Consider the following 21,927-nt stretch of genomic DNA (forward strand, 5'->3'; position numbering starts at 1 on the left):
ATCTTTGAAAAAAAAATCAGGAATAATCAGATAATATGAAGAAAAGACAACTTTTGCCATTTTTTGCGATAGTGGCAACTGCATTTGTTGGTTGTGAGGAAAAAAAAGTGATGACAGATAATCCTCTTTTATTGGCTTACGAAACCCCATTTAATGTACCACCTTTTGACAAGATCAAAACAGAGCATTTTAGGCCGGCTTTTGATGAAGCAATAAAAGTACACAATTTGGAAATTGACACGATAGTCAACAATCCGGATAAAGCAACATTTCAAAATACGATAGTCGCCCTAGAAAATGCAGGTGGATTATTGAATAATGTATCTACTGTATTTTATAATCTAAATAGTGCCAATACAAATGACAGTATTCAGGCGATAGCAAAAGATTTGGCCCCGATCTTATCGAGTCATTCTGATGAAATCTCGATGAATACCAAACTATTTGACCGTATCAAAACAGTTTGGAGCAGTCGAAATACACTTGGATTAGATGAACAGGACAATAAACTGTTGGAAGAAACTTATAAGAGTTTTGTACGTTCCGGAGCGAATTTAAAGGATGCTGATAAGGAAAAAATGAAAAAAATTAATGCTGAGCTTTCAACATTAACAACGCAATTCGGACAAAATTTGCTTGCTGAAACCAATGCTTATACATTGGTCGTTGATTCTGCTAGCCAATTGGAAGGCTTACCAGAATCGCTGAAAACAGCAGCAGCTGAAGAAGCCGTAGCAAAAGGAAAGAAGGATAAGTGGGTGTTTACCTTACAGAATCCTTCCATTATGCCCTTTCTTCAATATGCAAAAAATCGTGAATTGAGAAAGCAACTTTGGGAGGCTTATCAGCTACGCGGTAATCAAGATAACACCAACGATAACAAGGCGATCATTCAAAAAATTGTAAACCTTCGCCTTCAAAAAGCAAAATTATTAGGTTATTCTTCACATGCGGCCTATGTACTCGAGGAATCAATGGCGAAGAATCCAACCAATGTCTATGCACTCTTAAATAAACTTTGGACTCCAGCACTCGCTAAAGCAAAAGGTGAAGAGGCAGATATAGCAAAGGAAATTAAGGCTGAAGGAGGTAATTTTGCCGTGGCTCCTTACGATTGGAGATATTATACAGAGATTATTCGTAAAAAACGCTTCGCATTGAATGAGGACGAAATTAAACCTTATTTGAGCCTTCCTGCAGTTCGTGAAGGAGCGTTTGCTGTCGCTAATAAATTATATGGTTTGACATTCGTAGCCTTAAACAATGTCCCAACTTACCATAAAGATGTAGAAGTGTATGAAGTTAAAGACAAAGACGGTTCGCATTTAGGTCTGCTATATGCCGATTTCTTCCCACGTGAGTCAAAACGAGGGGGAGCCTGGATGACTTCTTACCGTAACCAGTCGACAAAAGATGGCAAACGTGTTGCTCCAGTAATTTCCATCGTATGCAATTTCACAAAACCAGTGGGAAAAAATCCTGCCTTGTTGACATTTGATGAAGCGACTACCTTGTTCCATGAGTTTGGACATGCTCTGCATGGTCTTCTTTCCAATGTGAGATACCGCTCAATGGCCGGAACTTCTGTGCCCCGTGACTTTGTTGAACTACCTTCACAAGTGATGGAAAATTGGGCAGCTGACCCAGAGGTGTTAAAAACATATGCTAAGCATTATAAGACCAAAGAAGCAATGCCAGATTCATTGATTCAAAAAATGGAAAAGGCAGGTACCTTTGATCAAGGATTTGCAACCGTTGAATACCTTTCTGCTGCGTTGTTAGACATGGATTATCATGCTACCACAAAAGAAATTTCAAAAGACATTAATGGCTTTGAAAAAACAGCAATGAAAAAAATAGGTATTATTGATGCTATTATTCCGCGCTATAGAAGTACATATTTTCAACATATCTTCGCTGGTGGATATTCTGCAGGTTATTATGCCTATATCTGGTCTGAAGTATTGGATTCAGATGCTTTCGCAGCTTTCAAGGAAAAATCATTGTACGATCAAGTAACCGCTGATTCTTTCCGTAAAAATATCCTTGAAAAAGGAGGTACTGATGATCCTGCTAAAATGTACCGTACATTTAGAGGTGCAGATCCAGATCCAAAATATCTATTGAAAAAGAGAGGTTTGAACTAATGCTCTCTAATTAAAAAAAGGCGATATAGAAATATATCGCCTTTTTTTTGTTCAGGTACTTGTTATTCTAAAAACTATTCTTACATTTGAATATTATTTATAATGAGTCTAAATAAATGTAGATAGTATGTGTGATACAAAAATTCTAAGCCAAAGAGGAGATACCCATATTAGTGTTTGCCATAAGTGTCAAACATATTATATCTGGCAACAAAGTTTTGTACTGACATTTACGAGGAATAAATTCTTCGATTTCTTGAATATTACGAAAAGTAATGGTGATGAGCTCTTTTTTAGCACATTCCCAGATGGTGAATTTCGGTTGATTATGAAAACACCTTATCCAGATATCGTATTTTCATTTGATGAAGAACAATGGCAGAATTTCAGAGATGCACTCCAAGAATCTTATTACATGAATGAGTTTTATGGAATGCTGAATAATTAAGATAAAAAGTCCTGTTGCATCGCTTGTGTTTCATCTCTCTTTCCTTACGCGTTGACAACAGGCACAAACAAAACCCTCAGTTATAGTTGCATACACTTATGCGACTATATGCTGAGGGTTCTTTCTATCTATATATTGATTACTCGCCTATCGCGTAATATTTAAAATCAAGGTCTTCAAGTTCCTTACGGTTCAATAGTTTACGGCCATCGAACACAAATGCAGGCTTTTTCATGTGCTCCTTAATTTTAGCCCAGTCATAACGTTTAAATTCATCCCATTCAGTCAATACTGCAATTGCATGTGCATCATTGCAAGCCTCATAGGCGGTATTGACAACCTTTACCAAGGCTCGGTTTTCTTCCGAAGAGCGTGTATTCAGATAATCGAGGTCGGCATAGATGCGTTCGGCAGAAACTTTAGGATCATAGACCGTGATTTCAGCTTGTTCACTCAATAGATAATCTGCAACATAGATCGCTGCAGATTCACGCGTATCATTGGTGTCTTTTTTGAATGCCCAGCCTAAGAATGCAATCTTTTTACCCGATACAGTATTGTACAGTGTCTGGATAATGTTGTCCGCAAATCGCTGTTTTTGATAATCATTCATCAAAATCACTTGATCCCAATACTCGGCAACCTCTGTGAGACCGTAACTTCGTGCGATATAAACCAGATTGAGGATATCTTTTTGAAAACAAGAGCCTCCAAAACCTACAGAAGCTTTCAGAAATTTGGATCCAATCCTGGAGTCCATACCAATCGCCTTGGAAACTTCATCTACGTTTGCCCCTGTTTTCTCGCATAGTGCCGAAATGGAGTTAATGGAGGAGACACGTTGTGCTAAAAAGGCATTTGCTGTTAGTTTTGAAAGTTCAGATGACCAGAGGTTTGTTGTGAGAATTTTGTCGCGACTTACCCAATGCGCATAAATGTCTACCAATGCACCGATGGCTTCGTCATTTTCTCCACCGATAAGTACACGATCGGGATTGATTAGATCCTGTATTGCTGTACCTTCAGCCAAAAATTCAGGATTGGAAAGAATATGGAAATTAACGCCATTACCCGTGTTATCAAGGATACTTTTTAAAGCTGCCGCAGTGCGAACAGGTAAAGTCGATTTTTCAACAACAATTTTGTCATTTTTGGCAACCGCTGCGATCTGCCGTGCACAAAGTTCAATATACTTTAAGTCTGCAGCCATTCCCTTGCCTTTTCCATAATTCTTAGTCGGTGTATTGACCGAAATAAAAATCATGTCGGCCTCGTCGATAGCTTTTTCGATATCGGTTGAGAAAAACAAATTACGATTACGTGCTTCTGCAACAATCTCTTGTAAGCCTGGTTCGTATACAGGAAGGTTGTCTAGATTCTCATCGTTCCAAGCCGCGATACGGGCGGCATTGACATCGACGATCGTAATCTCAATATGTGGACATTGCTTTGCAACAACTGACATGGTAGGTCCACCGACATAACCAGCACCGATACAGCATATTTTCTTGATTGTTTTGCTCATTTTGATTATCTTAATCAGCTATAAATTGAAGAACAAACTTAGATAAATTGCTTTTGATATGCAATACAAAGCACAGCATATCAAAACAATTTATTTAGGGGAACTGGCTCATCCATTGTTTTTCCCTCTATTTGTTTCATGGCGCTTCTGCAATGCCATTAAAGAAGTCATTTCCTAGTGGAGATGCAAAAGATTTATTCTAATTTTACATTAAAAAAGAAACGGTTTGATAAAGCAGGAAGTTATTGATAAGGTACTGGAAACAGCACGGATAGAAGAGGTGGTGGGAGACTTCGTTGATTTAAAGAAACGGGGAACTTCTCTGATTGGAAATTGTCCTTTTCACCATGAAAAGACGCCTTCCTTCCACGTTTCTGTGTCAAAGGGTATCTATAAGTGTTTTGGTTGTGGTGTTGGTGGAGATTCCCTTAAATTCGTCATGGAACTGGAAAAGTTCTCTTACCCGGAAGCCATCCGTTATTTAGCCGATAAGTATTCGATTCAAATTGAAGAAATCGAGCGTTCTCCGGCCCAGCTTGCTGCGCAGGATAAACGGGAAAGTCTATATGTCCTAAGTGCTTGGGCCAGTAAATTCTTTGCCGAACAACTCTGGAAAACTGAAATGGGTCAGGTTATCGGACTCAACTATTTCAAGGAGCGTGGCTACCGAGAAGATATCATCAAAAAATTTGAATTGGGTTATTCGCCGGAGGAATGGACTGCATTGGTCGATAAAGCACAGGTAGCGGGTTTTCACCCAGATTATTTGGCCGCGAGTGGTTTGGCTATTGAACGCGATGATAAATCTTTATATGATCGTTTCCGCGGCCGGGTCATGTTTCCGATCCATAACCTGACAGGACGTGTTATTGGCTTTGGTGGTCGGACACTAAAGACGGATAAGAAGGTCGCCAAATATGTAAACTCTCCCGAAAGCGAAATCTACCATAAATCCGATGTGTTGTATGGATTGAATTTTGCCAAAAAAGCAATTATGGAAGAGGATAATTGCTACTTGGTAGAGGGCTATGCCGATGTTCTTTCGGTACATCAAGCTGGAGTCGAAAATGTTGTTTCCTCCTCGGGAACGTCTTTGACAACAGGTCAGATCAAGCTTATTTCCAGATTCACAAAGAATGTGACCATACTTTATGATGGGGATGAAGCAGGGATCAAAGCCTCCCTACGCGGTACAGATATGCTGCTCGAAGAAGGTTTAAACGTTAAAGTACTGCTTTTTCCCGACGGTAATGACCCCGACTCTTACGTGCAAAAGTTTGGTGCCACGGTTTTTAAAGATTATGTCAAATCCAATCAGCAGGACTTTATTTTCTACAAAACGAATATCCTGCTTCGCGATGCCAATAATGATCCAATAAAAAGGGCTTCGGTAATCCGTGATGTCGTCGAAAGTATTGCATTGATTCCCGATGAAATTAAGGTTTCTGTTTTTATCAGGGAATGTAGTAGCCTTCTGGATATCGAAGAGCGCATTTTATTGGCTGAACTCAACAAGATTAGGCTCAATCGGGCAAAGAAGGCGGATAAGGATGCTGCTCGTAAACCCCAGAGCCCAGCACCAAATGCAGGAATGCCACCTTTTGGGATGGACGGTCCTCCTCCGGATTTCTTCATGACAGACGATGAAAGAGGGGGAGTAGCTCCTATGGAGAATGTCGAACAACCGGTACAACTGACTTCCGAAATTCTTCAGGAACGGGAGATTGTCCGTATTTTAATCAACTATGGGGATTATCTGGCAACCTGGGAAGGTGACGGGGATATTCCCGTAGCAGGAGTACTCCTAGGAAATATCAGCGACATCGAATTTAAGGATAAAGCTGCGGCCTATATTTTAAAAGTCTATAGAGATGCTGCAGAAAATTACGAAATTCCAGATGCCAAGCAGTTTTATTCGAATTCGGATGCGTCAATATCCGAATTGGCGATTAATAGCGTTGCCAGTAAATATTCGCTCAGCGAAAATTGGAATGACGATAAGCGTAAAATTTATGTAACGCAAGAATATGAGCATTTAAAACAACTTGTTGTTACAGCGATCTATCGGATCAAGAAGCGTAAGATTGAGGCAGAAATGCATCATATTCGTGAAGAAATGAAACATGAACAAGATGTGGCAAACCTAGAAGTCCTTATTTTTAAATATCAGAAACTTAAAGAGGCCGAACGGCTCTTGGGAGGCTTTCTGGGAAATACGATTGTTAAATAGTACTGGATATGGCCAAGCATCTTAAAACGGGCGAATGGGGTGAGCAAATGGCTATGGAATACCTCATGGAACAAGGCTATAAAATAGTGTTAAGAAATTGGCGATTTAAGAATTTAGAAGTAGATTTGATTGTCGTGGACAGGGATACCTTGGTATTCGTTGAAGTAAAAACACGGTCAGGAACGGATTTCGGCGAACCCTACGAATTTGTAGATCGCAAAAAACAGCGACTATTGATTCGTGCAGCACAGGCTTATATTCTTAAAACAGGTTATGTCGGTGAAGTCAGATTTGATGTTGTCGCAATAACAAGATCCCCCAAAACAGTACTCAACCATATCAAAGATGCGTTTTGGGATAGCTAAGGATACGTACTTATAAATAATTATACATAGATGAGAAAAATCACTTATTTTATGGCAATTGCAGCGCTAGCTTTTGCTTCTTGTAAGTCAAAAAAATCAAGTTTGGAATTTGCTTCCCCCGGAGCAAATCAAGCTGTTTTAAAAGGTGCTCAAGTCCAGTTGAAATTGAAATTTGAATCAGTATCAATGGATTCTGTGGCTTATTTTGTCGATGATAAACATGTGGGGTCATCAACTGATACTACGGCAATTACGGTAGATACCAAAGACATGGCCTATGGTACACGTAATATTTCCGCCTTGGTATACAATGCTGGAAAACCCGATTCTGTTTCAAGTACATTTTATGTGGTACCTGAAAATGCGAAGAACTATGGTTTTGAGGTTGTCAACAAATACCCGCACGATACGACAGCTTTTACTCAAGGGCTACAGTTTGCTGATGGTATTCTCTACGAATCTAATGGCCGTTATGGTGAGTCAAACTTGAGAAAGATCGACCTAAAAACAGGTAAAGTACTCAAGGAAATTAAATTTGATGAAAAGACTTTTGCCGAAGGAATGACATTGGTCGGTAATAAGTTATTTATGTTAACGTGGCAACAGGGAGAGGGATATGTCTTTGATAAAAACTCTTTTGTAAAGGAAAGTTCCTTTAAATATGAAAATAGTAAAGAAGGTTGGGGCTTGACCTACGACGGGCAACATTTGATAAAGTCTGATGGATCCAATAAATTGTTCTTTTTAGATGCAACGACCGGTAAGGAACTAAATGCTATCGGAGTTTACGATGAAGCTGGACCAGTGGATGAACTTAATGAACTGGAATATATAGACGGCAAAGTCTACGCAAATGTCTATCAAAAAGATGTTATTGTTATAATCAACCCGCAAACAGGAGCGGTAGAAGGACGGATTAATCTTGTAGGTATTTATGAGCATACTTCCGCTTATGACAATGAATTGAATGGAATTGCTTACGACCAGACTGGAAAGCGTCTCTTTATAACAGGTAAGTTGTGGAATACATTATTTGAGATCAAGACCGTTGAAAAGTAAACGAACTTCAGATCTTGATCCTTCTTTGTGAGGGAGACAGTATTTGCACATTCGAATAAAATGGAAACCTTGTCAGAATTATCTGACAAGGTTTTTTATTGCGCCCCCATTTTTCTTTGAAGTATGGCTGTTATTGTGTGAGGTTTTCAATTCCATCTTTTTTATAATGACGACCTGTTTATAATGACGGTCTGGGGCTGAGACAGATCACTTTTAAAACTGTATCGGAAGCCTTTAAAACTGCATGGAGAGCATGAAACATTATGACGAGCAGATCTCTCGTCAGGTGCACTTTAATTAATGAAGAACAAGAGAGTTGTCCTATATTGGTAAATAACAGCCGGATGTGAGCTATTGTTGATGACTGATTTCACTCAACGGACAGCCCTAAAAGGGAACTAGAAATCCTTTTTAGCCAATAGAAACTAAATGTTTTAAACAAAAAAAGGAATGAAGCTCAAAACTTCATTCCTTTTTTTATATTGATTTTATTTCGATTAATAAATCGGAGTAAACATCCAAGTATCGTCAAAACGGGATGAACCGTTAAGTCCAGTAGTGATGTAACCGTTGTTTCCTACAGCGAAACCAACAGCATCTTGGCGTGCTGAACCAGCGAAAGCACCGTTATCATTTGTCCAGTAGTCACCAGAAATATTATATTTCCATGTGCTGTTGATTACTGCATTTTTGTAACCACCAACAACGAATGGAGTACCATTGATTGCGAAAGCAGAAGCATTTGAACGAGTCAAATCGTAAGTATATGAATCATCTGCTCTATTTAGATCGTTCAATTTAGTCCATTTGCTACCATCAAATTTATAGAAATCTTTTGGGTAAGAACCGTTAGAGATACCACCACCTACATAAGCGACATTATTGACAACAAAAGAGAAAGCTGCTTTTCTTTTCGCTGAAAAAGGAGCATCACTGATTGCTTGCCAAGTATTAGCAGCTGGGTCATATTTGTAAAACTCATTTGTATTCGTTGTTCCACCGTTAACAACAGTTTCACCTGTTCCAACATAAGCAGCACCATTTAAAGTAAAAGCTACTGCATTTGATAAAGCGATAGGAAGTGGAGCAATGCTTGACCAAGCACCTTTTCCGCCGTTAGCTGTAGGATCAAATTTGTAGAAATCTGTTAGGTTGTTTGTTCCGTCATTTCCACCACCAACATAACCGATATTACCAATGGAAAAACCGATGGCACCGTTTCTTTCAACACCCGTGAAAGGTGCCTTTTCAGCCCAAGTATCTGATGCTGCGTCATACGCATACGTATCTTTCACACGGAAAGGCTTACCGCCAGCATTACTCGCTAGACCAGTAGTGACATATGCAACATTATTTATCAAAAAGCTAGCAGCAGATGAAGTTTGTGGGCCTTTAAAAGCAGCTTTTGCAAACCATTCGTCTGATTTGGTTGAGCTGTCGTCACTTTTTTTACAAGAAGAGAAAGTTGTAACTGTAAATACAAAAGCTAATAAAACGAGTAGCCAATTTTTCTTGTTCATAAATTATTGAAATTTAGTATAAAGGATGTTTAATTTAATTTTCGGATCATTCTCATTATCTTTTGCCAATATTAACCTATTTCCAGTTGAAAACAAACCCGATGTCGGTAAAGATAGATATAATGAAGTATTATTGTATGCTGTTGTTTTAATTTTTGTTAAATATTCAATCAGATTGAATGTATATGTTCCATTCGAGCCAAAATCGTTTCCACGCACTAAGGTTGCTTGTTGCGTTGTTGTCGAATAAGGTGAAGTTAACAAGCTAATCGGATTTCCATTATTACTTGCCACCATTAAGACTAAACTTTGGGGCTGATCAAAAATACTGGAAGCTCCGTTAGGGACTTCAATGACAAGTTCAGCCTTATTAATCGCAATTGATGGATTGTTCACCAATTCTAATAACGTAGGGAACTCAATTTTTGCTACAACGCCGGTTGAGCCTTCTAAAAACACATTTCCATCCGTTTGTTGACTCGCGATTTGAGGGTTTTTTAAGGTCATAGGGGCAAACTTTGTTGCCGAGCGATCCGCTTCAATTTGATTGTACTGGTAAGCCTTGTTGTCAATGGAAAAATATTGTTTGCCAACAGATTTTGTTCCTTCATTATTCAGGAATGAATAGTGCACCTGTAAGAAAACAGTATCCTTGAATCCGATAACAGCTGTGTTGCTGTTGTCAGGAACAAGCGCCAATCCTTTGAAATATTCCTGAAAACTTGTGCTGTTCTGAATCCGGTTGTCATTATTTTTGATCATTGTAAATAGCTCATTGCTGATGGTACTGTTGAATCTAAAAAATAAAGAATCTGCCGATTGTATACGTGGTTTAAAGGAAAGGTCTGCCAATGGTGTATTTTCATAGGCAAACTTTTGTTTACTGAAGATCGCTGCCGAAGTGACAAAAACAGGACGTTCATCTACAGGTTTGGTTAAATCAATCTGTGTTTGTGTAATTTCCTCCGTAACACGGTGTACCGATATCTTTTGTACTTTCGTTGTATCACCGTAAAAGTATTTGTTTGGCGTTAATACCAAGGTCACCGAATCCAATACCGCATCATCTGGTATAGAAGCATTGCTTATTGTTCCCACTCCTAGGCGCATATAAGCCGTAGACTTCATGCTGCCCGTGACAGCATTGCTATTCTTTCCGACAAGCATTGTTCCTGTAGCGGAAGTCGGAATATCGTCCAATTGATAAGTCGAAACTTTGGCGGAAACAGTATCAATTGGTACTAAACCGATTGTTTCATCTCTTGAACTATCCAATGAGAGCGAAATGTCTTTATTACAACCAACGAAAGCGGCCAATGTAAAAAGTGGAAGTAAAAATTGAATACTACGTCTCTTAAAGTCTTTAATCATATTAATTTTTGAATAGTGCAAAAGTAATCAATGCCAACTGTTAATCAGTGTTATATTTTGTTAAATATGGTTAATTACCACAGCGATTGCAAATCTAGTAATTTAAATTTGTTTTAGTTATGGGTAGAAGATTTAAATTATTGATCAGTTTGATCGTTGTAATTGGGGCAGGAATTACCGTAGTGCTAGGCTTTTGGCTCTATGGAAGTTACACCAATCGTCGTGACCTGTTTCTATCTACCGCTGAGCGCTCGCTCTTCAATGCTGTTCAGGAAGCCTACCAAGCGCGTAATGGTGATCGGCAGTTAGATGGCCCGGAGGCTGATCGGAATCGACTCCTGCAAGATGTAAAACGCGAGCTTTCAACCTTACTGCCCGCTGCTGAACTAGATAAGGCTTTACAACGTGTGAACGTCGAACGGCCTAAAACCGAGCGATTTGATCGCGAGGGCCACGGTAGACGAGAGAAAATGTTTCCCAAAGATCGCGAAGGGCAAGGCGCAATTATCCCGCCCTTTCTGTTCCGGGACTTTGAGATGAACAAAGCCAATCTGGAGTTAATCGAAAGAAAGTTTAAAGAATCTCTGAGCAATAAAAGTATATCAGTACCATTTGAAATGGCTATTGTCACGATTCCACACGATCAAATCAAAGATGTGCGCCGCAAATACCGTGAAGCAAATCTTGCTTGGACCAGACCCATGATGGTCAATCCCTCAAAAAATGAATTTCTTGTGGTCAAGTTTCAGGAGGATTGGAAGTATCTGCTGTATAGCTTAAGCTGGCAGCTGCTCATCTCACTGCTCTTGATTGGACTGCTGCTCGGGACGTTCTTCTATTTGATGAAAACCATTCTCAACCAAAATAAGATGGCCGAGCTGCGTAAGAACTTCGTCGATAATATGACGCATGAACTTAAAACACCGGTATCTACGGTTATGGCAGCCATAGAAGCGATACAGTTGTATGGTGTACAGGATGACAGGGAAAAGATGAATCGCTATCTGAATATCTCCAAAAAAGAACTGGAACACCTGTCCAATATGATTGAAAAGGTACTCCAGATGGATATTGATGCAACAAGAGGAATTGTATTACAGCGTACTGACTTCGATCTTGTCGCCATGGTGAAGGGCGCCATTGAAGTTGCTCAGTTGAATAAAACTAAGCAAGTGGACTTTAAGCTTATTGCTGTTCCAAGTGAAATAAGGATCAATGGCGATGAAGCCCATCTAAAGAACGTGATCAATAATTTGTTGGAAAATGCGATAAAATACGCTGGACAGCAGGTTTATATTGAAGTGGAAGTGAAGGAAATGAAAGAAAATGTCCATATTCGTATTACAGATAATGGTAAGGGAATTTCTTCAGAATACCATAATCAGATTTTTGACATGTTCTTTCGGGTTCCTTCCGGTAATCTACACGATGTAAAGGGTTTCGGTTTGGGGCTTGCTTATGTGAAGCAGGTGGTAAAAAGGCACGATGGCAAGATTACCGTCGATAGCGTGCTGGAAAAAGGAAGTACCTTTAGTATCCGATTGCCGTACGAATAAACGGCATTATTTATTTTTCTGACAGCAAATAGGACCTTTTGTCGGTCAGCAATTAGGCTGACTTTATCCGAAAGATGCCTTTGAAACAAAGGCGAAATATATTTTGATTGAATCAAAACATTATGATTGAAATTTTATATGTAGAAGATGAGCCGAGTCTCGGAATGATCGTTGCCGATAGCCTTGAGGCCAATGGATTTCGTGTCACCCATTGCAGTAATGGTTACGAAGCCTTGGAAGCATTTACAGCGGCTCGGCCGGATATTTTGGTCGTCGATGTCATGATGCCGGTGATGGATGGCTTTACATTAGCGACAAAAATACGCGAATCAGATACGCAGGTGCCCATTATCTTCTTGACCGCCAAAGTGCAGACAGAGGATGTTGTGCGGGGATTTCGTTTGGGCGGGGATGATTATGTCAAAAAGCCGTTTAAGATTGAAGAGCTCGTTGTGCGGATAGAATCCTTGTTGAAAAATAGTCCTAAGATGTTATTCGGTCAGAAGCTGATGATAGGAGACTATAGCCTCGATAGCTTAAAACATCAGTTGACTTATCAGGGTGAGGTACTTAAGCTGTCTTTCCGCGAAAGTGAACTGCTGCGGAAGCTGTATGAACAAAAAGATAAAGTCATACCGCGGGAGGATATCATGCGGGCCTATTGGAGCCATGATAAATATTTTACGGGGCGAAGCTTGGACGTGTTTATCAGCCGTATACGGAAATACCTCAGCCAGGATGAGCGCATCAAGATTACCAATGTCAGAGGAGTGGGGTATATGCTTACAGTCGATTGATTGACGTGTTCCACGTGGACAGACATTAAGGGCGCTGTGGTTAACGATGATTTTTCATGCCCGATTTTCTGCCAAGCCCACGAATATGGTAGGTAAAACTTAATATCGCGTAGCGCGTTATTGCATTTGATTGGGATACACGTACCCAAAGATCGTTTACCTGCTGATTGATATTTTTATTGTCATTAAAGATATCAAATACCGTAAGATTGATTTCGGCATTCCTGCGTTTGAATAATTTCTTACCGATAGAGACATTCCATAACAAACTTGTTGTACTTGGTGAATTCAGGATGCTACCATTGTAAAGGTAATTGAAAGTCGAATTGAGTGTCCATGTTTTTAGTAGCGTCAACGCGATAGAATTGCCTATGGTATGTCTATAAACCGAGTAATTTGATTTTTCCGTTGCTGAGTTCTTGGAGAATGCTATATTTCCATTGTAATCCAAACCGATGATAACATCTTTGCTGAATGCTGTATTTACGCCGACGCGTTGACTCATCCCATAGGTCTGCGCATCGACCTTTTCCAGATTCAATAAGGTGTAATTCTGGTTGAAATACATATTGTTGTTGAGGTTGAAGTTAAGTTTCAATGGCTCAAATCGATATCCAAGGCTATTTTGCCATTTGAGGTTATAGACACCATCGAAATTTTCGGGCCTAATATATTGCCCCCCGGGGCCCAGTACAACGTCCTCGGTGATTGTAAAGGCTGAATCTGTGGTGAAAATGGTATTTGATATTTTATGTTCAATAAAATCTGCTGTAAGCTCAGAGGTGAAGCTTCTACCTGTTCCTTTATTGATCGATCTAAACTGAACCACGACGTTGTGGTCATATTCTTGCTTAAGATCCGGATTTCCCGAGCTAATGCGCAGTGGATTTTGATTGTCTATAAAATCCTGCAGTTGCTCAATAGAAGGAGTATTGGTCTTTGCATTATACCGAAACTCGACGCGTGTATCCTTATTAAAATTATATTGGAAATTTAGATTGGGCAACAGACTGTTAAAGTGGCTCTTTGTGGTCAGTATATTGGGGAATAATTTGTCATTTACCTGGGCAGCTGTCTGATAATCTAAGCCAATCTGAAATCTAATGCTGTCTTTTTTGTTAAATAAGTAGGAGACACCACCGCTATGGTAAACAAAGTCATTTCGGAATTCATTGGAAAGGCGGTTTTTTAATTCCCCTAACTGACCTGTTTCGGCCAGAAATTCGTAGGTTTTGCGGTCCGAATAGCGTGCCGTATTTCGAAAAGTATAGTTCCCCTGTAAGCGGGAGTATTTACCCAGCATCTCTGTATAGGCCACTTTGGAACGAAAACCGTTATTATCACCAATGGAATAATTCCTATTGTTGACAGTGTCGACGCGGTTAAATAGTCCATCTTTATAGTAGGAATTTAGTGCAAAATTCTCCGCATGGCTCTTGTTGCTGCTAAAAGAGCCATTCATATTAAAACTGATTGTGCGGCCAGGTTTATTGAGTCTCCGCATGTAAGTAAGGTCTCCGCCCCAGTTAAAATTTTCTCCAAAACTGTTATTTTTACGGTCAGAGCTATTGAGTATCTCGGCAAGATTTAATAAGGTATTGCCTTTGGAACTTGTATTTCTGTCGTTACTCTGATAGGAAAAATTAGGTTGAAAGTCCAGTTTCTGTATGGAATCTATTTTCCAGTTCGCGCGGATAGAGAGAGCATGATTGTTGCTGTAGATGCTGTTTATTTGATCCTGATTGTTGGTTTGGTTGGCCCGATTACCCGCAGTATATTCTGTTTTGCTTTGGCTGAGGATAGTATTGTCCGTATAGTTGTAGGTATAATTCGCATTGAAGTCCATCTGGTTATCAAAAAACCGATCCAAATAGTTGAACCCCGCATTAAAGCGCGTTGTCACTCCCTGTCCGGTACGTCCTCTTGTATTTCCCCGGGTGGCGAAACCGTTGGGCTGGTTGACGTTGTTGGTATTGATGTCGATCGAGTACTGACGTTTGGGATTCATTTTGGTCACCTGAGTATTTATGGCATACTTCTGGTCAGGACCGACTCCACCGGAGAGCTTGCCAAAATATGACTTTCTTTTATCGGGTTTGGTGACGATATTGATCACCTTCATGCGTTTTCCATCATCAAAGCCACTAAATTTGGCCTGCTCGGTTTTGTCATCGATAATCTGGATTTTGGCAATAACATCAGCCGGAAGGTTTTTTAAGGCGACCTTAGGATCTGTACTAAAGAACTCACGACCGTCAATAATAATTTTATTGACTGACTCACCCTGTGCTTTGACGTTGCCATCATCATCAATTTCAACGCCAGGAATCTGCTTTACCAATTCGTCGGCATCGGCAAAATCCTGTGTAATATATTTCTTGGTGTCAAATTCAAGGGTATCTCCTTTAACTTGTATACTGCTCGAGGAAATATTGATCTCATCCAATACAATTTCTGCATTGCTGAGTTTAAAAATTAGGTCGACGGTCTTGCCTATGAGCTTTACCCGACGGAGATCCATGGTATAGCCCATCGGTTGTACTGTGACCAGATAATCACCATTGGAAAGTGCTGCGCTGCTGAACTTGCCCAATATGTCTGTAGGTACCTGAGATTTACTGGAATCTTTTACCGCGATAATGGTGATGCTTGCACCCCTAATGGGCTGTGAAGTTGTCTGATCAAGCAATTTGCCTGTAATATACTGTTGTGCAAGCACGTTTGTTCCCAATAAGGATAAGCTAATAAATAGGAGCAAGACAGTCCATAGATTGATCTTCATTGGTAGCGATGGAAATATGTATTAATGTACAGTTGACGGTTATATAATTTTATTTTTCAAAAATAGGGTACTATTTGTTACGAATTATTATCATTTTAGTTACAATACCCCCAAGGGAACGGAAAGATTAGATATATTTGCAGTAGAATTAAAAAATCAACTGAACAAAACCGTGTAAGGATCTGATGCTATACGGGGATAGATTAAAAAAATAAAAGATGAAAGAAAGTGTTTTGAGTAGAAAAGAGCGTATTATGAAAGAAGCATTGTTGCTTTTTTCAGAGCAAGGCTATACGAATACCTCTACCAAAACGATTGCCCAAAATGCCGGGGTCTCTGAAGCATTGATCTTTAAACATTTTGGAAATAAAGATGCCTTGCTCGTCTATTTAATTAAATCGGGCTATCGCAAAGTTCTTACGCATCACCGCGGAATGATGACCTATCGTGAACCAAAGGAATTCCTGCGTACAATGATCAATCTACCCAACAAATTGGTTACCGCCGAACCCTTATTTTGGAAATTGCAGGAACGTTTGTCTCATCACCCTTTTTCCAAACAGCAGCACGAACAGTTTATGAAACCCGTGCAGCCTATTATCCATCGTGCTTTTGAAGATCTGAACTATGAAAATCCAGATCTTGAAACACAATTTCTCTTACTAGTTATCGACAAGCTATGGAAAAAGGAAGCGATAGGTGAATTGGAGAATGTGATGGAGTTGACGCTCTTTCTAGAGAAAAAATATAACCTGATTTAGCTTTCAAAGCTAAATTAGAGGATTTTTCTAACCATCTTTTTTTTGTAAAGTTCTTTATTACTCGCCGAACCGGCAATTGGGTTGCAATCGTTGGATGGTCGGGGCGTTCCAAAGCTGTTATTTTTCCATATATCGAATGTTCTATTGCTTCCAATATTTACATGCCGCATTTTTCTGCTTTGCTACCTAATATAATGCTGTTTTGTGCGTTTTTATATTAAATTGTTGCAAAAACAATTTCATATTGTCCAAAATAATAACGTTCTTAGTATTTCTATTTTAAATACATTATACAAACTAATTTATGTTCAAAAAACTCGGTCTGGGAATATTGGCATTAGTCGGCACAATTTCTTTTTTAAAAGCTCAGGATAAAAAAGATTTTGTGAAATACATCAACTCCCAACATGAATGGGTCGATGCAGTATTCAATACTTTGACACCAAAAGAAAAAGTAGCGCAGTTATTTCTGGTTAGGGCACACACCAATTTAGGGCAGAAATATATTGACTCCGTAGCTCAGGTTATACAAGACCAACATTTAGGCGGTCTCGTTGTTTTTCAGGGTGGTCCTGTTCGTCATGTCGATATGTTCAATCGCTACCAGTCCTTGTCTAAAGTACCTCTGATGGTGACTTTTGATGGCGAGTGGGGATTAGGCATGCGTATGCCCGATTCTACCTTGTCGTTTCCTTATCAGATGACTTTAGGAGCCGTTCAAGATAATCAGTTGATCTATCGCATGGGACGTGAGGTTGCCTTAGATTTCCAACGTATAGGTATGCATTTCAATTTTGCTCCCGACGTGGATATCAACAATAATCCTAAAAATCCAGTAATCGGTATCCGTTCCTTTGGTGATAATAAATATAATGTAACCCAAAAAGCCAAAGCGTATATGGATGGTATGGTGGATGGTGGTATTTTGGCTTCCATTAAACACTTTCCAGGTCATGGAGATACAGATGTGGATTCTCATTATGATCTGCCGCAACTTCCTTTTGACAAAAAACGCCTGGATACCCTGGAAATGTATCCGTTCAAAGAACTTATTAAAGCTGGAGCACCCGCTGTCATGGTGGCACACATGAATATCCCGAGTTTGGACGATACACCTAATATGCCATCTTCCATCTCTAAAAAGGTAGTTACGGATCTTTTGCGCAATGAACTTGGTTTTAAAGGACTAACAGTCACTGACGCCATGGACATGAAAGGTGTAAAGAAGTTTTTCCCAAATGGGGAAGCAGACGTACAGGCTATTATCGCGGGTCATGATTTACTTGAAGTGTCAGAAAACAGTAAACGTGCAATCGATTTGATCGTAAAAGCCATTGAAGAGGGACGTATCGCACAGGCAGATATTGATGCGCGTGTTAAAAGAGTGCTGGCAGCCAAATTATGGCTTGGTTTAGATAAGTATCAGGCTACAGCACAACAGAATCTATACAATGATTTACATCGTGCCTCGGCGGTTCAGCTCATTGACGAGCTGTCAGATGCAGCGATCACCGCATTAAATTCTACCGAAAAAATAAAATCATTCAAGAAAGATTTACCTACCGCTATTATCAATATCGGAATTACGGCTAATCAGACTTTCCAGAATGAATTAGCGAGTGCGCTGACGAATGAAACACAGTATTTCATCACAGACAGCATGAGTAAGGATGATATCAAACGTATTACCAAGGAAATCAAGAAAAATAAACAATTTATTATCGCCGTGTATGACACGAGACTTCGTCCGCGTCCTACCATGGTATTGAATAAAGATGTTCAGGGCCTGATGAAGAAATTTGCGAAAAAATCGATCTTGACCTTATTTACCAATGCCTATGCTTTGGACGGTTTTGAAGCGACGAAAAAAGCAAAGACAATTTTGTTGGCTTATCAAAATGATGCCTTCATGCAGAAAGCAGCAGTAAAAACGATTTTGGGGCAAAATACGCCGAAAGGAAAACTTCCGGTTACGATCAACAAAAAATTTAAATACGGACAGGGGAAATAACGCATTATAAAATCACACAAACAGGATACCTCTTCTGAAATGGTCTCTTGCGCGAGCAAGAGACCATTTCAGAAGAGGTATTTTTTTAAGCCTTAAGTTTCTTCGTTTGTGGCTCTGCTATCTGATGGCTTACTTTCATTTTTTATACGATCAATAGCAGTAACGACATATTTGTACTGTTGATGCTGCTTGATATCGTCATCCGTATATTGAAGCTTATCGCCATCAAAGGTGATAAAGATGATTTTTCCTGGATCCTTAATGTTCACTTTTTCATCGAGATTGAACCGATAGATCACATAGCCATAAGCAGACTCCCCATCAGTGGCCACATCTGGTTTTTGCCAAAATAAGGTGTTCATTTTACCATTGGCCGAATTTTTAACCAGAAGACCGAAAGGTGCATTGGGTGGGATACTATCTAACCACGGCATTGTAGGGGGTAATGCTGGTGTACGATACAGGTCATTCCGCATCGAGTCTTGCAATCCAACAAGATTGTCCGTGAGTGATTTGGAGCTAAAATAAATGCTTCCCTCCACATCGTGCTCCTCTCTTAAGTGGCGTACCTGTCGGGGAATTTGGCTGCGGTCTGTCCAGCCGATTTTATTTTCGGTAACACGATAAGCCCCATGCCCCACATAAAAGTGACGGCCATAGGTGTGTTTCTGCCACCAGTCAACTAAGATCTCATATGCTGCAGCGCGATTTTTAAAAGGAAAGTAGATCTGGGGATTGATGTAGTCTATCCAGCCTTCCTGCATCCATTTTACACCATCAGCATATAGTTCCCGGTAAGCACTCAGACCACGGGTATCTGAGCCAGCAGTATTATTTTCTTTGTTGTCCCATACGCCACAGGGGCTAATGCCATATTTGACATAAGGTTTTATCTTTTTAATGGCAACACCAAGATCGTGTACCAGTACGTTGACGTTGTTGCGTCGCCAGTCGTCAATTTTCTCGATCCCGTTGTTATATTGACCAAAGGTAATCTGATCCGGTACCGGTGTGTTTCTGCTGTCAGGATAGGGGTAAAAGTAATCATCGAAATGAATGCCATCTACATCGTAGTTTTTGACTACATCCATAATCACATCAATGATATATTTACGAACTTCCGGAATACCTGGGTTGAAAAGCTTCTTGCCAGCATAGGTGAAGAACCATTCGGGGTGGCGCTTGGTAATATGGTCATCCGAAAAATGGGCCGGATTTAATGTTGTCGAAGCACGATACGGATTGAACCAGGCATGTAGCTCCATCCCTCTTTTGTGTGCCTCGGTGATCGCAAATTCTAAGGGGTCATAAAATGGCGACGGAGGCAGGCCTTGTTTTCCGGTCAGGTATCTACTCCAGGGTTCTCTGCCCTTCGCGTAGAAAGCGTCGGCAGCAGGACGTACCTGCAAAATAATTGCATTCAGCCCCGCGCTGCGGTGCTGGTCCAATAAATCAATAAACTCCTGCTTTTGCTGAGCGACATTATTGCCCGCCTTCACGGAGGGCCAGTCTATATTACCTATGGTTGCTACCCATACACCGCGAAACTCCCGCTTAGGTAGTTGCTGGGGATACGTTCTAATCGAAAATAAACAAATAACAATGGTAAAAAAAGAATATAAATATGTTTTTCCCGTCATTCTATAAATTATAGCCAACAAAGATAGGGAAGCATTTCTTACTTTTTCGCTAAAAAATGTAAGATGTTTGTTGGATACTTGTTAAAAGAACCTGAGCTTGGTTTTCAAATTGATAATAATGCAAATACAGGTAACAATGTACTTTATTTGTGCTAATTTAGATGCGGTTTTCACAAAAGCAGTGGCTTAATCAGCTAACCGCAATAAAAAAGATTATGAGCAAAGAACAAATATCCGTTTTTGATATGTTTAAGATTGGTATCGGACCTTCGAGTTCGCATACCTTAGGCCCTTGGCGCGCAGCCCAGCAATTTACGGCTGTTCTCAAGTCAAAAGGGGTATTAAATGAGGTCGAACAGGTTAAAATCTTGCTTTATGGGTCTTTGGCTAAGACTGGTGCAGGTCACGGTACTGATATTGCCGTTCTACTGGGACTAAGCGGAGATGATCCGGTTACCTTTGATGTCAATAGAGTGACACCCAAAGTCGAACATATCAAGGCGGTCGGTGAACTGGAAGTTGCTGGCGAACGGACGATTCCTTTTTCCTATCAGGAAGACCTCCTGTTTCTATATGCCGAAAGCTTTCCTTTTCATCCCAATGCCGTTACCTTTCAGGCCTTCCTATCAAATGGTAAGGCAATTACAGAAACTTATTATTCTATAGGTGGCGGTTTTGTGGTGCAGGAAAATGATACGGAAAGCGTCCTGTCTGAAGTGGATCTTCCATTTCCTGTAGATACTGCACACGAACTCTTGCATTGGACGATGAAAACGGGGCTGAAAATCTCTGAGCTGGTCCTTGAAAATGAATGTGCATGGCGTGAAGAAAGTGAAACCGTAGCAGGCGTATTGAATATTTATAAAACAATACACGAATGTATCTACCGGGGCTGTCACACCGGAGGGACATTGCCGGGGGGGCTAAACGTTGAGCGAAGAGCAGCCAAGCTGAATAAGAAATTAATGCAGGGACGTACCTATCAAGATTACGAGTCCTGGGTAGCGGCCATTCGGGAGGGCGGCCAAAACTTTCAATATATTCTGGATTGGGTAAGTTGTTTTGCTCTTGCTGTAAATGAGGAAAATGCCTCCTTCGGACGTGTGGTTACAGCGCCTACCAATGGGGCTTCGGGCGTTATCCCGGCTGTATTGCAATATTATATTACTTTTCATGACGGTATGCGTGAAAATAAAATTATCCAATTTATTCTTACGGCATCTGAAATCGGTTCGATCTTTAAGAAAAATGCAACGATCTCTGCTGCAATGGGCGGCTGTCAGGCCGAGATTGGGGTTTCATCAGCGATGGCTGCCGGCGCGCTGACAGAAGTGTTGGGTGGATCGCAGCGTCAGGTTCTGATGGCTGCCGAGATTGCGATGGAACATCATCTTGGATTAACATGCGATCCAATTGGTGGATTGGTACAGATTCCTTGTATTGAGCGTAATACTATGGGAGCCATTAAGGCAATTACTGCTGCGCAATTAGCACTACAATCCAACCCAGATAAGGCAAAAGTGAGCCTGGATACTGTGGTTAAGACCATGTGGGAGACGGCTTTGGATATGAATGCTAAATATAAAGAAACAGCAGACGGTGGATTGGCCGTCAATATTCCATTGAGTTTGCCGGAATGTTAATGACTGTCTGAGTTTTCTCGTTTTTCGTATCTTTGCCGCGGTAACATAGATATATTCTTATAAATAGCGTAA

15 protein-coding genes are annotated in these 21,927 nt (G+C 40.3%); 10 read left to right on the forward strand and 5 right to left on the reverse strand.

All coding sequences use genetic code 11. From position 1 onward, the window contains the following. Window positions 1-35 precede the first annotated feature (35 nt). A complete protein-coding gene (locus OK025_RS09060; protein WP_317669191.1) occupies window positions 36-2,147 on the forward strand; it encodes a M3 family metallopeptidase in 2,112 nt (703 codons plus the stop codon). A gap of 256 nt (window positions 2,148-2,403) precedes the next feature. After that, entirely contained in the window at window positions 2,404-2,595 is a 192-nt protein-coding gene (locus OK025_RS09065; RefSeq protein WP_228280105.1) for a hypothetical protein, read from the forward strand. Window positions 2,596-2,734: 139 nt separating this feature from the next. Here OK025_RS09065 and OK025_RS09070 read toward each other — a convergent pair whose 3' ends face one another. Further along, on the reverse strand, window positions 2,735-4,120 hold the full coding sequence (locus tag OK025_RS09070; RefSeq protein ID WP_317669192.1) for a nucleotide sugar dehydrogenase: 1,386 nt from the start codon (window positions 4,118-4,120) through the stop codon (window positions 2,735-2,737). A gap of 226 nt (window positions 4,121-4,346) precedes the next feature. Between OK025_RS09070 and dnaG the strand changes: the two genes are divergently transcribed. Genes dnaG through OK025_RS09085 form a run of 3 tightly spaced genes read left to right on the forward strand, consistent with a single transcriptional unit; the run spans window position 4,347 to window position 7,774 of the window. Further along, window positions 4,347-6,350, forward strand: coding sequence for a DNA primase (gene dnaG, locus OK025_RS09075; RefSeq protein ID WP_317669193.1), 2,004 nt, complete (start codon window positions 4,347-4,349; stop codon window positions 6,348-6,350). Between the two features lie 8 nt (window positions 6,351-6,358). Continuing rightward, complete coding sequence (locus tag OK025_RS09080) at window positions 6,359-6,715, forward strand: YraN family protein (RefSeq protein WP_317669194.1); 357 nt, start codon at window positions 6,359-6,361, stop codon at window positions 6,713-6,715. A gap of 30 nt (window positions 6,716-6,745) precedes the next feature. Further along, window positions 6,746-7,774 carry a glutaminyl-peptide cyclotransferase gene (locus tag OK025_RS09085; RefSeq protein ID WP_317669195.1) on the forward strand — a complete coding sequence of 343 codons (1,029 nt, stop codon included), beginning with the start codon at window positions 6,746-6,748 and terminating at the stop codon, window positions 7,772-7,774. A 497-nt stretch (window positions 7,775-8,271) separates the two neighbouring features. Here the strand turns inward: OK025_RS09085 and OK025_RS09090 are convergent, their stop codons facing one another. Then, complete coding sequence (locus OK025_RS09090; protein WP_317669196.1) at window positions 8,272-9,294, reverse strand: Kelch repeat-containing protein; 1,023 nt, start codon at window positions 9,292-9,294, stop codon at window positions 8,272-8,274. A gap of 3 nt (window positions 9,295-9,297) precedes the next feature. Next, window positions 9,298-10,665, reverse strand: coding sequence for a DUF4270 family protein (locus OK025_RS09095; protein WP_317669197.1), 1,368 nt, complete (start codon window positions 10,663-10,665; stop codon window positions 9,298-9,300). 119 nt (window positions 10,666-10,784) lie between these two features. On the opposite strand from OK025_RS09095, the gene OK025_RS09100 reads away from it, so the two are divergent. After that, on the forward strand, window positions 10,785-12,221 hold the full coding sequence (locus OK025_RS09100) for a sensor histidine kinase (RefSeq protein ID WP_317669198.1): 1,437 nt from the start codon (window positions 10,785-10,787) through the stop codon (window positions 12,219-12,221). Window positions 12,222-12,343: 122 nt separating this feature from the next. Then, window positions 12,344-13,018 carry a response regulator transcription factor gene (locus tag OK025_RS09105; protein WP_317669199.1) on the forward strand — a complete coding sequence of 225 codons (675 nt, stop codon included), beginning with the start codon at window positions 12,344-12,346 and terminating at the stop codon, window positions 13,016-13,018. 40 nt (window positions 13,019-13,058) lie between these two features. On the opposite strand, the gene OK025_RS09110 is transcribed toward OK025_RS09105, so the two are convergent. Further along, window positions 13,059-15,800 (reverse strand): outer membrane beta-barrel protein, encoded by a 2,742-nt coding sequence (locus OK025_RS09110; RefSeq protein ID WP_317669200.1) that lies wholly within the window; start codon window positions 15,798-15,800, stop codon window positions 13,059-13,061. Between the two features lie 218 nt (window positions 15,801-16,018). Here OK025_RS09110 and OK025_RS09115 point away from each other — a divergent pair, with 218 nt between their 5' ends. Next, window positions 16,019-16,561, forward strand: coding sequence for a TetR/AcrR family transcriptional regulator (locus tag OK025_RS09115; protein ID WP_286851784.1), 543 nt, complete (start codon window positions 16,019-16,021; stop codon window positions 16,559-16,561). Between the two features lie 304 nt (window positions 16,562-16,865). Beyond that, window positions 16,866-18,572, forward strand: a complete 1,707-nt coding sequence (locus OK025_RS09120) for a glycoside hydrolase family 3 protein (RefSeq protein ID WP_317669201.1) — start codon at window positions 16,866-16,868, stop codon at window positions 18,570-18,572. Window positions 18,573-18,664: 92 nt separating this feature from the next. Here OK025_RS09120 and OK025_RS09125 read toward each other — a convergent pair whose 3' ends face one another. Beyond that, window positions 18,665-20,212 carry a glycoside hydrolase family 10 protein gene (locus tag OK025_RS09125; RefSeq protein ID WP_317669202.1) on the reverse strand — a complete coding sequence of 516 codons (1,548 nt, stop codon included), beginning with the start codon at window positions 20,210-20,212 and terminating at the stop codon, window positions 18,665-18,667. A gap of 215 nt (window positions 20,213-20,427) precedes the next feature. Between OK025_RS09125 and OK025_RS09130 the strand changes: the two genes are divergently transcribed. Further along, the gene (locus tag OK025_RS09130) at window positions 20,428-21,855 is read left to right on the forward strand and encodes an L-serine ammonia-lyase (RefSeq protein WP_317669203.1); all 1,428 of its coding nucleotides are present in this window, start codon (window positions 20,428-20,430) and stop codon (window positions 21,853-21,855) included. Window positions 21,856-21,927: the final 72 nt, after the last annotated feature.

The organism is Sphingobacterium sp. UGAL515B_05, assembly GCF_033097525.1.
Lineage (GTDB): Bacteria > Bacteroidota > Bacteroidia > Sphingobacteriales > Sphingobacteriaceae > Sphingobacterium.

What these genes read in the sequence shown, in the direction of transcription:
- OK025_RS09060 (WP_317669191.1), top strand. Translation starts at nt 36, where the DNA reads ATGAAGAAAAGACAACTTTTGCCATTTTTTGCGATAGTGGCAACTGCA.
- OK025_RS09070 (WP_317669192.1), bottom strand. Translation starts at nt 4,120, where the DNA reads ATGAGCAAAACAATCAAGAAAATATGCTGTATCGGTGCTGGTTATGTC.
- OK025_RS09080 (WP_317669194.1), top strand. Translation starts at nt 6,359, where the DNA reads ATGGCCAAGCATCTTAAAACGGGCGAATGGGGTGAGCAAATGGCTATG.
- OK025_RS09085 (WP_317669195.1), top strand. Translation starts at nt 6,746, where the DNA reads ATGAGAAAAATCACTTATTTTATGGCAATTGCAGCGCTAGCTTTTGCT.
- OK025_RS09090 (WP_317669196.1), bottom strand. Translation starts at nt 9,294, where the DNA reads ATGAACAAGAAAAATTGGCTACTCGTTTTATTAGCTTTTGTATTTACA.
- OK025_RS09095 (WP_317669197.1), bottom strand. Translation starts at nt 10,665, where the DNA reads ATGATTAAAGACTTTAAGAGACGTAGTATTCAATTTTTACTTCCACTT.
- OK025_RS09100 (WP_317669198.1), top strand. Translation starts at nt 10,785, where the DNA reads ATGGGTAGAAGATTTAAATTATTGATCAGTTTGATCGTTGTAATTGGG.
- OK025_RS09105 (WP_317669199.1), top strand. Translation starts at nt 12,344, where the DNA reads ATGATTGAAATTTTATATGTAGAAGATGAGCCGAGTCTCGGAATGATC.
- OK025_RS09110 (WP_317669200.1), bottom strand. Translation starts at nt 15,800, where the DNA reads ATGAAGATCAATCTATGGACTGTCTTGCTCCTATTTATTAGCTTATCC.
- OK025_RS09115 (WP_286851784.1), top strand. Translation starts at nt 16,019, where the DNA reads ATGAAAGAAAGTGTTTTGAGTAGAAAAGAGCGTATTATGAAAGAAGCA.
- OK025_RS09120 (WP_317669201.1), top strand. Translation starts at nt 16,866, where the DNA reads ATGTTCAAAAAACTCGGTCTGGGAATATTGGCATTAGTCGGCACAATT.
- OK025_RS09125 (WP_317669202.1), bottom strand. Translation starts at nt 20,212, where the DNA reads ATGACGGGAAAAACATATTTATATTCTTTTTTTACCATTGTTATTTGT.
- OK025_RS09130 (WP_317669203.1), top strand. Translation starts at nt 20,428, where the DNA reads ATGAGCAAAGAACAAATATCCGTTTTTGATATGTTTAAGATTGGTATC.